Annotated in this window: 11 protein-coding genes and 1 pseudogene; 6 read left to right on the top strand and 6 right to left on the bottom strand. The window is 72.0% G+C overall.

What is annotated here, in order from left to right:
* Nucleotides 1-315: 315 nt before the first annotated feature.
* Nucleotides 316-738: a YrdB family protein gene (locus tag AC6F7H_RS11795; protein ID WP_500756928.1), complete on the bottom strand. Its 423-nt coding sequence runs from the start codon at nucleotides 736-738 to the stop codon at nucleotides 316-318.
* A 373-nt stretch (nucleotides 739-1,111) separates the two neighbouring features.
* Between AC6F7H_RS11795 and AC6F7H_RS11800 the strand changes: the two genes are divergently transcribed.
* Entirely contained in the window at nucleotides 1,112-2,425 is a 1,314-nt protein-coding gene (locus tag AC6F7H_RS11800; RefSeq protein WP_500756929.1) for a cation:proton antiporter, read from the top strand.
* A gap of 158 nt (nucleotides 2,426-2,583) precedes the next feature.
* On the opposite strand, the gene AC6F7H_RS11805 is transcribed toward AC6F7H_RS11800, so the two are convergent.
* Nucleotides 2,584-2,862: a hypothetical protein gene (locus AC6F7H_RS11805; protein ID WP_500756930.1), complete on the bottom strand. Its 279-nt coding sequence runs from the start codon at nucleotides 2,860-2,862 to the stop codon at nucleotides 2,584-2,586.
* A gap of 322 nt (nucleotides 2,863-3,184) precedes the next feature.
* Between AC6F7H_RS11805 and AC6F7H_RS11810 the strand changes: the two genes are divergently transcribed.
* Nucleotides 3,185-4,870, top strand: a complete 1,686-nt coding sequence (locus AC6F7H_RS11810) for a PA14 domain-containing protein (protein ID WP_500756931.1) — start codon at nucleotides 3,185-3,187, stop codon at nucleotides 4,868-4,870.
* A 233-nt stretch (nucleotides 4,871-5,103) separates the two neighbouring features.
* Nucleotides 5,104-5,559 (top strand): annotated as a pseudogene (locus tag AC6F7H_RS11815) (DUF4396 domain-containing protein).
* A 17-nt stretch (nucleotides 5,560-5,576) separates the two neighbouring features.
* Here AC6F7H_RS11815 and AC6F7H_RS11820 read toward each other — a convergent pair.
* Complete coding sequence (locus tag AC6F7H_RS11820; protein WP_500756932.1) at nucleotides 5,577-7,130, bottom strand: PH domain-containing protein; 1,554 nt, start codon at nucleotides 7,128-7,130, stop codon at nucleotides 5,577-5,579.
* Between the two features lie 163 nt (nucleotides 7,131-7,293).
* On the opposite strand from AC6F7H_RS11820, the gene AC6F7H_RS11825 reads away from it, so the two are divergent.
* Nucleotides 7,294-7,596, top strand: a complete 303-nt coding sequence (locus tag AC6F7H_RS11825) for a zinc-ribbon domain-containing protein (RefSeq protein WP_500756933.1) — start codon at nucleotides 7,294-7,296, stop codon at nucleotides 7,594-7,596.
* Between the two features lie 36 nt (nucleotides 7,597-7,632).
* On the opposite strand, the gene AC6F7H_RS11830 is transcribed toward AC6F7H_RS11825, so the two are convergent.
* Nucleotides 7,633-8,586, bottom strand: a complete 954-nt coding sequence (locus tag AC6F7H_RS11830; RefSeq protein ID WP_500756934.1) for a M56 family metallopeptidase — start codon at nucleotides 8,584-8,586, stop codon at nucleotides 7,633-7,635.
* A 6-nt stretch (nucleotides 8,587-8,592) separates the two neighbouring features.
* Nucleotides 8,593-8,994: a BlaI/MecI/CopY family transcriptional regulator gene (locus AC6F7H_RS11835; RefSeq protein WP_363034349.1), complete on the bottom strand. Its 402-nt coding sequence runs from the start codon at nucleotides 8,992-8,994 to the stop codon at nucleotides 8,593-8,595.
* Between the two features lie 135 nt (nucleotides 8,995-9,129).
* Here AC6F7H_RS11835 and AC6F7H_RS11840 point away from each other — a divergent pair, with 135 nt between their 5' ends.
* Both AC6F7H_RS11840 and AC6F7H_RS11845 read left to right on the top strand, forming a co-directional pair.
* Nucleotides 9,130-9,375, top strand: coding sequence for a twin-arginine translocase TatA/TatE family subunit (locus AC6F7H_RS11840; protein ID WP_500756935.1), 246 nt, complete (start codon nucleotides 9,130-9,132; stop codon nucleotides 9,373-9,375).
* Between the two features lie 214 nt (nucleotides 9,376-9,589).
* Nucleotides 9,590-11,626, top strand: a complete 2,037-nt coding sequence (locus tag AC6F7H_RS11845; RefSeq protein ID WP_500761771.1) for a potassium channel family protein — start codon at nucleotides 9,590-9,592, stop codon at nucleotides 11,624-11,626.
* 85 nt (nucleotides 11,627-11,711) lie between these two features.
* Here AC6F7H_RS11845 and AC6F7H_RS11850 read toward each other — a convergent pair whose 3' ends face one another.
* Nucleotides 11,712-13,565: a S9 family peptidase gene (locus tag AC6F7H_RS11850; RefSeq protein ID WP_500756936.1), complete on the bottom strand. Its 1,854-nt coding sequence runs from the start codon at nucleotides 13,563-13,565 to the stop codon at nucleotides 11,712-11,714.
* Nucleotides 13,566-13,753 lie beyond the last annotated feature (188 nt).

A 13,753-nucleotide genomic window follows, 5' to 3' on the forward strand; every position in this document is an offset into this window, starting at 1 on the left:
CATCGCTCGCCGTTCAGACCAGCGCGGGGCCCGAAGAGGGGGCCGAACGGTGCAGTCACACAAGGGCGGTGCCGAACAGTGGTGGACCGCACTGGAGGCGAACGAGCAGGTCAGCGGCACCAAGCCAAGGTCACAAAGGGCCCTGGTCGCGTTCGGGACGAAGAGGCCGTGGGTTCAAATCCCGCCGCCCCGACAGTGAAGTACCAGGTCAGGGGCCTGATCCGCATCGCGGGTCGGGCCCCTGGGTGGTGCCGGGGGACGTTTTGGGAGCCGTTCGGGAGGCGGCTTCATACTCCGGCACCCGAACGGCTCCCATCACCCCGCCGCAGCCGGTTCGGCCGGTTCGGCGCCGCGATCGGCGGGGAGGGCGCGGAAGGTCTCGAGCACCGTGGTGTTGGCGATCGTCACGACCGCCATGGCGCCTGCCGCGACGGGGTGTCCCACTTCGTACAGAGCGGCGGCGCCACCGCCGAGCACCAGTGCCTTCACCACCAGGACGAGCGGAAGCCGTGGCCGCCACCGCGCCCGGGGTGCGGCGAACAGCGCCCAGACCACGACGGCCAGCAGAGGTGTTCCCACGCCGAGCAGGATTCGGAAGACACCCGCGGGACCCGTGTGGAATCCCCACCAGCCCAGGCAGACCAACGCGGCAAGCTCCAACAGGAACGCCAGGGCTTCGTTCGCGGCATACCAGGGCCGTGCATCAAGCCCCGCCACACCACCACTGCTCCCCGCCATCTGCCCCTCCCGCTGCTCCGGTGCACCCGGCACGGCACCGCCCAGAGCGTAAACGCCGCGTTCACGGGACTGCGGACAGGGCCGGCTTCAGACAGCGCTCGCACCATCCACCGGTCCCGCCGTCCGGGCGGTGTGAAACAGGCCGATGCCACACACAATCCGGTGGGCGAAGAAGGTTGCGACCGGTGTCTGAAGTCCCCTTCCCGGCTCTGCGTGCCAGGACCGAGGTTCCCGGTCCTACCGGATCGGCACGTAGAGTGAGCAGTCGTGTCACTGCGTGATCGCGGTGGGTGGCATGGTCGGGTACGTGGTGCGTCGCCCCGGCACAGTTGCCCGGGCGGTCACCCCGGTCCCGGGCGGGTGAGGAGTACGGATGAGCCAGTGGGGTGTGGTGGTGGCCGGTGGCGTGGTCGTCGGCTACGGGGCGCTCTCGCGGCGGCTGTCGACGACGGTGCTGTCCGGCCCCCTGGTGTTCGTCGTATGCGGTCTGGCGATCGGGCCTCTGGGCCTGGACCTGCTGAACGCGGACCGGGATCCGGAGGTCATCCGGACGCTGTTGGAGAGCGCGCTCGTCCTCGTGCTGTTCACGGACGCGGCGGCGATCAGGATCGAGGACCTGCGCAGGGAGGGGTTCCTGCCGTTGCGGCTGCTCGTGGTCGGGCTGCCCGTCACGATGGCGTTGGGGTGGCTGGTGGCCTGGCCCCTCCTGCCCGGTCTGGGTGTGTGGGAGCTGGCACTGGTCGGCATCATCCTGGCGCCGACGGATGCCGCGCTCGGGCAGCAGGCTTTCTCCAACGAGCGGGTCCCGGCGCTGGTCCGAGGCGGCCTGGGCGTCGAATCAGGTCTGAACGACGGTCTGGTGCTCCCGTTCTTCGTGCTGGCGCTGGCGGCGGCGGGCGAGGGGGAGGGGCATCCGGGCGTCGTCGTGACGTTCCTGCGTGCGCTGCTGCTGAGCGGTGCGATCGGCCTTGCCGCCGGTTGGGCCGGGGCGGGCGTGTTGCGTCGGTCGGTCGCTCGGGACTGGAGCACTCCTGCGTGGCGGCAGTTCCTGACGTTCGCCGTTCCCGTGATCACCTACGCACTGTGTGACGCGGCCGAAGGCAGCGGTTTCATCGGCGCCTGGGCCGCCGGTCTGGCCTTCGGAAGCCGACTGCGTGGCGCACCGTCAGGACGTGTCGGACGTGTCGCTCGCGCCGAAGGCCCGAATCCCACGCAGAGCGCGAAGTTCAGCGAGCGGCTCGGGCTCCTGCTCTCCTCGGTGAGCTTCCTGGTCTTCGGCGCGGTCATCCTGGGGCCGGTCCTTCAGCACCTGACATGGCGGATGGTGGTCTACGCGCTGATCAGCCTGACCGTGGTCCGGATGCTGCCGGTCGCCCTGGCCATGGCCGGCACCGGTCTGCGGGCCGCATCCGTCGCCTACATCGGGTGGTTCGGTCCGCGCGGGCTCGCCTCCCTGGTCTTCGGCCTGCTGGCCTTCGGGGAGCACCTGCCCGGGACGACGCTGCTGAACGGCGTCATCGCCGTGACCGTGGGCCTGAGCGTTCTCCTCCACGGCGCCACGGCCCCGTTCCTGGGAAACCGCTACGGCGACTGGTTCACCAGGACGCTCCGTACCGAACCGGGCCTGCGGGAGAACGCACTCAGCGCCGACAACGCCCCCGGCATACGAGGCCCCCACAGCCCTTGACGAGCACGGCGACGGTGCCACCCGTGGCGTTCGAGCTCGCCGATGGCGAACCCCGGGTTGTGCTGGACAGCCCCGCTCCGAGCACTCCTGCAGGCGTCGGCGGTCGCAGCAGCTCTCCTTCCTCACCTCACACGGCCCAGCCATGGACTGGGCCGTGGCTAGGGGGCGAGCGACCCGTTCCGGTCGCCGGAAGCGGACTGCCAGGCCTGCATGCCCGCTCGGGACGCCTCCTTGGCCTGCCGCCATTTCATGGCCGCCTGCTGGGCCGGAGGCACGTCCATGGCGCGGACCATGCGCCGGCCTGCGGCGAACACGGCGACGGCCGCGATGGCCATGCCGGTGCACGCCACCACGGCACCGGCCGCGGTGAGCACGGCACCGGTCGTGACGAGCCGGGTGTCGATGTCGATCGAGTGCAGGGGCTGGTGATGGTTCATGACTCCACCATCCAACAGCAGGTGCCCACCCCGCATCCCGGGCAACGGCACAAGAGGCAGGACCGCCCCCGTACTGGTAGGTGCGGCCCTGGCGGCAGGTGAGGGGTCGCCGGTGACCGGGGCCGGTGGCGACGTGCTGACGATCGTCGTGGTGCCGATCGTCGTGGTGCCGGACACCACCACCGGCGCGGTCGTCACACAGGAACCCCGTCCGGCGTGAGGTCCCGGTCGTCGGACCGCGAAGATCGGTACAACCTCATCCCGACCTCGCGTGTCGTGGTCATGAACGCTCTTTTGCGTCCTGATCCGATCAGAGGACCGAATGAACCCAGCCAGACGCACGACCCCCGCGGCCGCGACCGCGATCGTGCTCGCCACCGCGGGCGGCCTGCTCACCGCCGTCGCCACGCCCGCCTCCGCCGCGACCACCTGCGCCTCGCCGGTCTACAAGCGGCAGTTCTTCGCGAACACCACCTTCTCCGGCAAGCCGAAGAAGACCGACTGCGACTCCAAGATCGACCAGAACTGGGGCACGAAAGCCCCGGCTTCCGGCCTGCCGTCGAACCACTTCGGTGTCCGCTGGACGGTGACCCGCGACTTCGGCTCCGGCGGCCCCTTCTCCTTCCCGGTCGAAACACGTGACGGCATCCGCGTCTACCTCGACGGCGTCCGCAAGGTCGACCTGTGGAAGGACGTCTCGACGACGGTGAAGAAGACGGTCAACGTCACCATTCCGTCCGGCAAGCACACCCTGCGCATCGACTTCGTCAACTGGACCGGCGCCGCCAACGTCAAGTTCAGCTACACGCCGCGGACTTCGTCCACCGTCGACAAGGTCAAGCCGCGTACCCCGACGGGCGCCACCGCCATGTACGACACGGCGACCGGCAAGGCCAAGGTCACCTGGTCCAAGAACAAGGAGATGGACCTCGCCGGCTACCGCGTCTACCGCCGCCTCAAGGGCAGCGCGTACCCCGCCAAGCCGCTGGCGACCACGACCTCCACGTCGTACACCGACACCCCGCCGCCCACCGGCCAGACGTACTACTACGAGGTCCGCGCGGCCGACAAGGCCGGCAACGAGTCCACCGGCACCGCCGACCAGGCGGTCACCACCGTCGACCGCACCGCGCCGCCCGTGCCGACCGGAATGAGCACCGTCTCCGAACCGAAGGGTCTGCGGGTCGGGTGGAGCGCCGTCCAGGGAGCGGCGTCGTACCGGGTGTACCGGGCGGCCGGTGCGGACGGGGTCTACACCCGCGTGGGCAGTACCGGGCAGGTCTCGTACGTGGACGCCTCGGCCGTCGAGGGCACCACCTACCACTACCGGGTGACCGCTCTGGACGCCGCGGGCAACGAGTCCGCGCGGTCCGTCGCCGTCAGCGGCAATCGCCGGGACCTCACCCCGCCGTCCGCCGTCACCGGGGTGACCGTCACCCCGACCGAGTACGGCTTCGAGGTGCGCTGGGACGCCAACCCGACCGCCGACCTGGCGAGCTACGTGGTCCGACGGGGCGAGCTGCTGGGGGACGAGGAGGAGCAGATGTGCTCCCTCTACCCGGGCTACTACGTGTCGGCCGGCACCACCTCGTACGCCTACACCACCCTCCCGGACGGCGAGGAGTCCTGCTTCATCGTCGACGCCGTGGACGACGCCGGGAACTCTTCCTTCCGGTGGACCGGCGAGGCCCAGATCGTGACCGCGACCGAGCTCGACATGACACCGAGCGTGGCGACGCCGGAGGGTTCGCCGGTCCGGCTGACGGTGACTTCCGGAGAGGCGGGCGTCGAGCTGTCCTGGTCCCCGGTGGCCGACGCCACCGGCTACCAGGTCTACGGCTGGAACCCGCGCACCGAGGCGTACGAGAAGCTGGCGGCCACGACGGGGTCCTCCTACGAGGACACCGGCGCTGCCAAGGGCACCACTCACTTCTACCGAGTGACCGCCCAGTACGCGGACGGCACCGAGTCCGCACCCGGCGCCGACTGGGTGGTCCTGGCGCCCTGACCTTGTTCGGGACGAAGAGGTCGTGGATTCAGATCCCGCCACCCCGACAGAGAAACACCAGGTCAGGGGCCCGATCCGCGAGAGCGGGTCGGGCCCCTGAGTGGTTGTGGGGACCTTTGGGGAGCCGAACTCGGAATGCGGCTCCCGGACGACTCCTGGCACCCTCACAGGGTGATCCCGGTGCGCCCCGTGGGAGGGCCTGGGCCCCGTGGGACACGAAGGGGGTGAAGGTCATGGGCCACGGCGGTCACGCGAGCGCCGCGTCCTGGGCGAGGGCGGCGAGGGCGACGTTGCACTGCCTGACCGGGTGTGCCATCGGCGAGACCTCGGCATGATCGTCGGCACCGCCCTGCTGTGGGGCAACGTGCCGACCATGGTCCTCGCCATCGCCCTGGCCTTCGTCTTCGGCTACTCCCTCACGCTCTTCGCGGTGATGCGCACCGGGCTGTCTGAAGGCCGCGGTCAAGGTGGCGCCGGCCGCCGACACCGTCTCCATCGCGGTGATGGAACTGGTCGACAACGCCGTCGTCGCGCTGACGCCGGGAGCGATGGAGGCGCAGTTGTCGGACGGGCTGTTCCGGTACGCGCTGCTCGGTGGCTTCGCCGTGGCGTTCGTGATCACCACGCCGGTCAACAAGTGGGTGATCGGCCGCGGCGAGGGCCACGCCGTGGTCCACGCCCACCACTGACCTGCGGCGGACGCGGTTCAGTTCTGCCCGAGCACTTGTGGTGGTGTTCCCGGCGAGGGCCGGCCCGGGGCCAGGTGGCGGAGGATCCGGGGCAGGTCCTCGGGGGACGCGGCGAGGCGGACCGGGGTGCCGGCGTCGTCGAGTTCGGCGACGTGCCAGGTGCTGGGGACCAGCTCGCCGTCACTGCCCCGGGCGAGGCGGACCTCCTTGAGGGTGAGGCGTCCCACGGGGATCGGCTTCGCCGCGAAACGGCCCGGGTGCGGGACGACGGCGGGCGGGCCGCCGCCCAGGGCGATGTGGGTGCCGAACTGGTGCGGGTTGTAGTCGGTGGCCTCCAGGAAACGGGCCGGGAGGAACACCTCCTCGTCACCGTCCGGGCCGGCGGTCTCCGTCCCCTCCTCGGGCACCCGGACGCGGGTGGCCCGCCATGCCCAGGCGAAGAGGGCCAGCGATGCCGCTGCGCCCGCGACCGGCCACCCGGTCGTCAGCGGTGAGGTGAACAGCGTGGTGGGGTGCAGATAGCAGAGCGGGATCAGCCACAGGGCCGTACCGACGAGGACCACCACGAAGGGCAGGGCCGTGGGAAGGACCTCGCCGTCGGGGCGCCGACGGCTCCGCAGCACCAGCAGCACCCGGGCGGCCGGGTACCCCGCGACGAGGGCGACGACGGCCGCGGCGACCGTCACGCTGCCGGCGGTCGGAATGTGCTCGCGCCAGACGTGGCGCTCACCGGCGACCTCCGTCACCCTGCCGTGCCAGAAGGTCAGTTCGACGTCGTCACCGGCGCGGAACGCCTGCGCGGTCTCCCGGGAGACCTGCAGCCGCTCCAGCGGGCGGGCGTCGGTGAAGTACAACCAGCTTGCCTTCTTGGGGCGTTGCACCTCGCTGTGCTCGATCACCGCCGGGAGCGTAGTCAGGCACGCCTTTCCGCGCTCCGCGGCGGGGGTGTCGGCGGTGCACGGTGCGGCCGAACTCCAGGCCTGTCGGTTCTCCTCGGCACTCGGGACGAACGACGCGACCAGGCCCGCGACCGCGAGCAGCAGCACACTCACGACGAGGGAGCCGGCGAAGCCGCGCCCGGTGGTCCGGTACGAGACGACGACGAGGTGACTCGACTCCGGAGTGCCGTACTGACGGTGCAGCGCCCGGAACGCCTCCAGCGTCTCGTCGAACTCCGGGTCGGAGGTGGTGAAGCCCATCGGCAGGGAAAGAGTCCACGTGCGCCCACCACGCGGTACCACGATGAGGCGACGGACGTCCTGGACCCGTGAAGAGTTCGCGTACTTCAGGCGCACGCGCAGATCGGTGATGTCGCTCCAGCGCACGCTCCTGCGGTGCAGCAGGCTGCGGGAGTGCACCCCGTGGGCGTCGGCGCGGACCCGCACGGTGACCTTGTGGAGTGCCGTGACCGTGGCCAGGGCGGGCAGCAGGGCGATGCCCGCCCATACGGCCGGGCCCGTGAGGACCCACATCAGCACGGCCGCGGCCGTTCCGGCCGCGCTGAGTCCGACGAGGGTCCACCGGAAACCCGTCCACTGGGGCCGACAGGTCACTTCCCGGGGATCGCTCATGTCCGGAATCCTGCCCACCGCACGGCTGTGCCCGCCGGGGTGGAGCCCGGCAGTTTTCCGGCATGGCACATTGCCGATCGCTCACCGGGGCAGCCGGTGACATGGTGGCAGCAGAAGCGGCGACAACAGCGGCGGCGAACATCGTTCATGGAAGGGGCAACACATGATCATCTTTGGTACCAAGGGATACCTGTACCAGCTCGCGATACTGACCCTGGTGTGCACCCAGTGCGGGAATCCCTCCGCGCACGCGCTCAGGAAGCGGGTCACGAAGTTCACCCTGTTCTTCGTGCCGCTGTTCCCGGTCTCGACGAAGTACTCGACCCAGTGCACCTTCTGCGGCGCGGAGTCGAGGGTCTCCCAGGAGCAGGCCGAGCAGTTGCAGGCGCAGGGCGCGGGCGGTCCCGGCGGCGGGCAGCCGTACGGGCAGCCGCCCCAGCAGCACCAGCAGCCGTACCGGCCGTGAGGGGGTCAAAGAACGCGAAGGCCAGGGCCGGCGCGCTCACAGTGGTGTCGCCGTGCGGAGGATCCAGAACAGGGTGACGGCCGCGTTGGCCGAGGACATCGCCGACACGGCCGTGCCGGCGGCCGCTCCCCAGGCGGCCAGGCCCACCGAGGTGAACACCGTCGGCCAGGGACCCGTCGCCGGAGCCGGGGCGAGCAGCGCGGCCACCCGGCGGGGAACCGGTCCCGGCGCCGCGAACGGCGCCCCGGACGCCGCGAACGCCGGTAGGGGCGGACCGGACCGGGAGGCGAGCGCCGCCTTGCCGATGGCGGTGGCGACGGTACGGCGGTCACCGACCGTACGGGCCGCCTCCTCGTCCGCCCAGCGTTCCGCCGCGTACGACACCGCCGTGCGCAGCGGGCGCAGGAACGGGTTGGCGTGCGCGGCCAGCCGGACGGCCAGCAGGAAGCGGTGGTGGCGCGCGGTCAGGTGGGCGCGCTCATGGGCGAACAGGGCACGGCGTTCGCCGGGGTCCAGACGGTCGAGGAGAGCGGTGGTGACCACGACCCGGTCCCGGCTCGGTCCGCCGCCCGGGAGCGCGTACGCGTACGGGGTGCCGTCGGGCAGGACCGCCACCTCCGTGTCCGGCAGACCGGCCAGGGCGCGGTGGGCTCCCCGGCGGGCGCGGCCGTGCCGCCACAGCGTGCGCGCGCAGACCAGCAGGACCGCGCACAGGGCCGGGATGGCCGCCTTGCCCACGACCTCGTCGTAGGGGACCGCCGCCCGCACCTCCGGGTCCGACCAGCCGTCGGGCAGCGGATTGCCGGGCAGGGTGGCGGTGCCGACCACCATCACCAAGCACAGGCACACCGTGCTGCACACCGCCATCACCGCCGCGACCCAGGTCAGCATCCGGGTCGCGGTCCGCGGGTGCAGATGCTGTTCGGCGAGCCGGGCGATCGGCCACGCCGTCAGCGGCAGGACGAGCGGAAGGAAGACGAACACCCCCATGAGGTTTCAGTCTTCCCCATCGCCCCGGGGCTGACCCAGCAGTTCCCGCAGCAGCCGTTCGTCGTCCGGGCCGAGACCGGTGACGAAGCTGGCCAGGACCGCCTCCCGGTCGCTCTCGGCGTCCAGCACCCTGCGCATCCGGTGCGCCGCGAGGCCGGCGTGGTCGGAGGCGGGCGTCCAGGCGAAGGAACGGCCCGCGCGTTCACGGGTGACCGCGCCCTTGGCCAGCAGCCTGGTCAGGATCGTGATGACCGTCGTGTAGGCGAGGTTCTGGCCCAGACGCGCCTGCACCCAGCCGGCCGTCGCCGGGCCGTCCGCCTCCCGGAGCGCCGACAGCACGAGTGCCTCCAACTCGCCCTGTCCCCGACGCCGGTGGCGCTGGCCGCGCCCCTGATCGCCCTCGACCACGGCCCGTCTCCCTTCCGCCGCCTTCCCGTTCCCGGGCGGTCATCGTACAGACGCGTGGACGCCGTCAAATTCTCTACATTGCTGTAGATTCTACGGGCGGCATCCGGTAACGGCTCACGAGAAGGACGGACCCCCATGTTCGGGTTGAGCGAACTCGCGATCATCCTCATCGTCGCCATAGCCGTTCTCGGTGCGAAGAAGCTGCCCGAGCTGGCCCGCTCGGCCGGCAAGTCCGCCCGCATCCTCAAGGCCGAGGCCCGCGCGGCCAAGGCGGACGAGCGGGAGGAGCAGGCGCGGGAGCAGGGCCGGCAGCCGGACGCCCCCCGCGTCGTCCAGGGCGAGACCGTCACCCGGGACACGGCCGCCGACGGCCGGCCCTGAGCCCCCTCAGCCGTTCCAGGCCTCGCCGTACGGGCCGCGCGGAGGCGGCCGGCCGTGGCCCCGGACCCGGTCCCGACCGTGACGGGCAGCGAAGTACGGCCCTGTTCAACGCCGTTCACCGAACGCTCCTGGAACCGCCTGCGTGTATAAGGCAGTCTTTCCTCTCGTGGTGAGCCTTCCGAATCAGACCCCGCCGGACGTTTTCCCCGCGCACATGGTGGTGTGCGGGGACGACGGACTCGCGCATCGGCTCGCCGCCGAACTGCGGGGTGTGTACGGCGAACAGGTCACCCTCGTCGTGCCGCCGTCCGGACTCCGGGTGCGGGAACCCGTGGTCGGGCGGGCCCGCGCGGCCTCCGCCGCCCTGCTCGACCGGTTCGTGAACGCCACCGTCAACCGCGGCAACGGCCACGGCGGTTTTGACGGCGCCACCGACCAGCGGCTGGTGGAGGCCGCCGAGCCGACCGCCGCCGTGCTCGCCGAGGTGGGCGTGGCGCGGGCCGCCGCACTGGCCCTGGTGTACGACGACGACGAGACCAACATCCGCGCCGCCCTCACCGCCCGCCGGATCAACCCCCGGCTGCGCCTCGTGCTGCGCCTCTACAACCGCCGCCTGGGCCGGCACATAGAGGAACTGCTTGACCAGGCGGCCGGGTTGGCCGGTGGCGACCCGCACGGGCGCGGGGACCCCGTCGTCGACACGTCCACCACCGTGCTGTCCGACGCCGACACGGCCGCGCCCGCCCTGGTCGCCACCGCGCTCGTCGGCACCAGCAAGATCGTCGACACCGACGGGCTGATGCTGCGCGCGGTGGAACGGCGCCCGCCGGGCCCCGGCGAGGTGGCTGATCCCGGGCTGTGCACCCTGGCGTTGCTGTCCGCGACGAGCCACGACCCGGGCGGGGCGGAGGGTTCGGAGGACAGCGGCGACCAGGGGCCGCAGATGCTGCCCGACGCGGACGCCGTCGCGGCGGCGACCGGACGCGGCACGGTGGTGCTGGAGCAGGTGTCGTACTCCGGACCGCCGTTGCCGGTGGTGCGGGCCCAGGTGCCGCCCCTCGCCTCCCTGTTCTCGCGGCGGCTGCGGTGGTCGCTGGCGGGGCTGGCGGCGGCCGTGGTGGCGCTGACGGTGACCCTGACCCTGGTCACGAAGGACAATCCGCTGCACGCCACCTACGTCACCCTGCTCGACCTCTTCTCGATCAACGATCCCGCGCACAACGCGTCCAGGAGCGAGCAGATCCTGCAACTGCTGTCGGGGATAGTCGGGTTGCTGATGCTTCCGGTGATGGTGGCGGCGGTGCTGGAGGCGCTGGGGACGTTCCGCACCGCCTCGGCGCTGCGGAAGCCGCCGCGCGGGCTGAGCGGGCATCTGGTGCTGCTGGGGCTCGGCAAGATCGGCACCCGGGTGCTGACCCGACTGCACGAGTTGCACATCCCCGTGGTGTGCGTCGAGGCCGACCCGGAGGCACGGGGCATGGCCACGGCGCGGCGGCTGGGCGTGCCGGTGGTCCTCGGGGACGTCACGCAGGAGGGCGTGCTGGAGGCCGCGAAGATCCAGCGGGCCGACGCGCTGCTCGCACTGACCAGCGCCGACACCACGAATCTGGAGGCCGTGCTGTACGCGCGGTCCGTGCGGTCCGATCTGCGGGTCGTCCTGCGGCTGTACGACGACGATTTCGCGACGGCCGTGTACCGCACCCTGCGGGCCGCGCACCCCGACGCGCTGACCCGGAGCCGCAGCGTCTCCCACCTGGCCGCGCCCGCGTTCGCGGGGGCGATGATGGGCCGGCAGATCCTGGGGGCGATACCGGTCGAGCGGCGGGTGCTGGTGTTCGCGGCACTGACCGTGGGCGGGCATCCGCAGCTGGAGGGCAAGACGGTCGGTGAGGCGTTCCGGGCCGGGGCGTGGCGGGTGCTGGCCCTGGACACGGCGGCCACGGCGGTACGCGCGCCGGGCACGGGCGGGGACGGAAGCCGCGACGGAAACGGACCCGGAAACCCCGGCACCCCCAGAACTTTCGGAACCCCCAGAGCCCTCGGAACCCTCGGAACCCTCGGAACCCTCGGAAACAGGGACAGGGGCGCGAACGGCGGCGTCGGACCGGCGGAGGCGGGACCGTCGGGGCTGATCTGGGACCTGCCCGACACGTACGTCCTGCGCAGCGGGGACCGGGTCGTGCTGGGCGCCACCCGGCGGGGGCTGGCGGAACTGCTCCGGCGCAGGGGAAGGGAGCGGACCGGGGCGTGACGTGACCGGGGGCGGCCGGTGCTCCCCGGGCCGCAGCCCGGGAAGCGCCTCCCCCCTCAGCCGCCCCAGTCCTCTCCCTACCTGCTCAGCCCTGCTTCCCCAGGTACCGTTCCGCGAAGTCCAGCTCCAGGCGTACCTGCTTGATCCGCTCGTCGACCACCAGGGAGCCGTGGCCCGCGTCGTAGCGGTAGACCTCGTGGAGGGCGTCGCGGGACCGGAGGCGGTGGACGTAGTTCTCGATCTGGCGGATCGGACAGCGCGGGTCGTTCACCCCGGCCGAGATGTAGACCGGTGCCTTCACCCGGTCGACGTAGGTGATCGGGGAGGACGCCTCGAACCGCTCGGGAACCTCCTCGGGGGTGCCGCCGAGGAGCGTACGGTCCATGGCCTTCAGCGCCTCCATCTCGTCGTGGTACGCCGTGACGTAGTCGGCGACCGGGACCACCGCGATGCCCAGGGTCCACGCGTCGGGCTGGGTGCCCAGGCCCAGGAGGGTGAGGTAGCCGCCCCAGGAACCGCCGGTGAGGACGAGGCGGTCCGGGTCCGCGAGGCCTGAGCTGATCGCCCACTCGCGGACCGCGGCGATGTCCTCCAGCTCGATCAGACCGACCCGGTGCTTCAGCGCGTCGGTCCAGGCGCGGCCGTACCCCGTGGAACCGCGGTAGTTGACACGGACCACCGCGTAGCCGTGGTCGACCCAGGCGGCCGGGCCCGCGGCGAAGGAGTCGCTGTCGTGCCAGGTGGGACCGCCGTGGATGTCGAAGACCGTGGGCAGCGGGCCGCTCGCGCCCGCGGGCTTCTGGACCAGGGCGTGGATCCGGCCGCCGGGGCCCTCCACCCACACGTCCTCCACCGGCACCGAACCGGGCGACTTCATGCCCGGCGGGTCCAGGACGACCCCGCCGGCCGTGGAGCGGACCGCCGACGGCTCCGCCGACGACGACCACAGGTACTCCACGCTGCCGTCCGGGCGGGCCGTCGCGCCCGAGACCGTGCCGGGCGGGGTGTCGATCTCCAGCAGCTCGGGGCCCGCCAGGTCGTAGCGGAACAGTTCGCTGCGGGCCTCGAAGCTGTGCGCGATCAGCAGGCCCGTGCCGTCCGGGAACCACTCGGCGCTCACGTCACCCGGCAGCTCCAGGGCGAGGTCCGTCTCCTCGCCCGTCGCCACGTCCCACACCAGGGGCTCCCAGCGGCCGCGCCGCTGGTGACCGATGAGCAGACGCGTGTCACCGTCGAGCGGGGCGAAGCCCAGCACCTCCAGGCCCAGCTCCTCGGTGCCGCCCCTGGTGTCGTCCAGCTCGGCGACCGGCGCGCCGTCGGGGCGCAGCACACGCAGCGCGGAGTGCATCGCGTCGCCGTGCTCCGTGTGCTCGACGGCGATGAGCGAGCCGTCGTGGGAGAGGTCGCCGACGCCCGCCGACTCGCGGTGCCGGTAGATCTCCACGGGCTGCTCGCCGGTGCGCACGAGGTGGATCGTCGTGCCGTCCTCGTCCGTGGAACGGCCCACGACCGCCGTACGCCCGTCCCGGGCGAGGGCGAGGCCGGCCGGGTACGAGGCGTTCAGACCCTCGGCGGCGAGTTCGTCGGCGCCGCCCGCGAACCGCTGCCGACGCCAGACGCCGAACTCGTCGCCGTCCTTGTCGTCGAACCACCAGATCCACTCGCCGTCCGGCGAGAGCACGCCGTCCGTGGTGCCGTTGGGCCGGTCCGTCACCTGACGCTGCTCACCCGTCGACCGGTCCCAGGCGTACAGCTCGTACGTCCCCGTCGCGTTCGACACGAACAGGGAACGGTCAGGGGCGTCCTCCGCCCAGTCGGGCAGGGAGACCCGGGGCGCCCGGAAGCGCTTCTCCCAGTCGGGCATCTGCTCGCCCTGTCGTACTCGCTCGGTCCGGTCCGTCCGCCGCGCCGGTGCGCCGGACTCGTTGCTCTCAGTCATGGCCCCATACTGCCCGCCCCGGAGGGTGTCGCGCCGCCGAGGTCCCCAGCCTGTGGACAACCCGCACCGGATCTCCCGCCGGGGCCGACACCACCGCTACCACCACGGGTCACCCTGGCCTCTCCCACCCCAGTGACCACGGGGCCACGGGGGCCGCGAGGAGCGCCCCGCGAACCGGTCTTTCCTCG

This window comes from Streptomyces sp. MMS24-W38, assembly GCF_059889265.1.

Excerpts from the sequence above, each read along its gene's own strand:
- AC6F7H_RS11845 (WP_500761771.1), top strand. The coding sequence starts at position 9,590 with ATGGTGGTGTGCGGGGACGACGGACTCGCGCATCGGCTCGCCGCCGAA.
- AC6F7H_RS11805 (WP_500756930.1), bottom strand. The coding sequence starts at position 2,862 with ATGAACCATCACCAGCCCCTGCACTCGATCGACATCGACACCCGGCTC.
- AC6F7H_RS11810 (WP_500756931.1), top strand. The coding sequence starts at position 3,185 with ATGAACCCAGCCAGACGCACGACCCCCGCGGCCGCGACCGCGATCGTG.
- AC6F7H_RS11800 (WP_500756929.1), top strand. The coding sequence starts at position 1,112 with ATGAGCCAGTGGGGTGTGGTGGTGGCCGGTGGCGTGGTCGTCGGCTAC.
- AC6F7H_RS11830 (WP_500756934.1), bottom strand. The coding sequence starts at position 8,586 with ATGGGGGTGTTCGTCTTCCTTCCGCTCGTCCTGCCGCTGACGGCGTGG.
- AC6F7H_RS11850 (WP_500756936.1), bottom strand. The coding sequence starts at position 13,565 with ATGACTGAGAGCAACGAGTCCGGCGCACCGGCGCGGCGGACGGACCGG.
- AC6F7H_RS11820 (WP_500756932.1), bottom strand. The coding sequence starts at position 7,130 with ATGAGCGATCCCCGGGAAGTGACCTGTCGGCCCCAGTGGACGGGTTTC.
- AC6F7H_RS11825 (WP_500756933.1), top strand. The coding sequence starts at position 7,294 with ATGATCATCTTTGGTACCAAGGGATACCTGTACCAGCTCGCGATACTG.
- AC6F7H_RS11840 (WP_500756935.1), top strand. The coding sequence starts at position 9,130 with ATGTTCGGGTTGAGCGAACTCGCGATCATCCTCATCGTCGCCATAGCC.
- AC6F7H_RS11795 (WP_500756928.1), bottom strand. The coding sequence starts at position 738 with ATGGCGGGGAGCAGTGGTGGTGTGGCGGGGCTTGATGCACGGCCCTGG.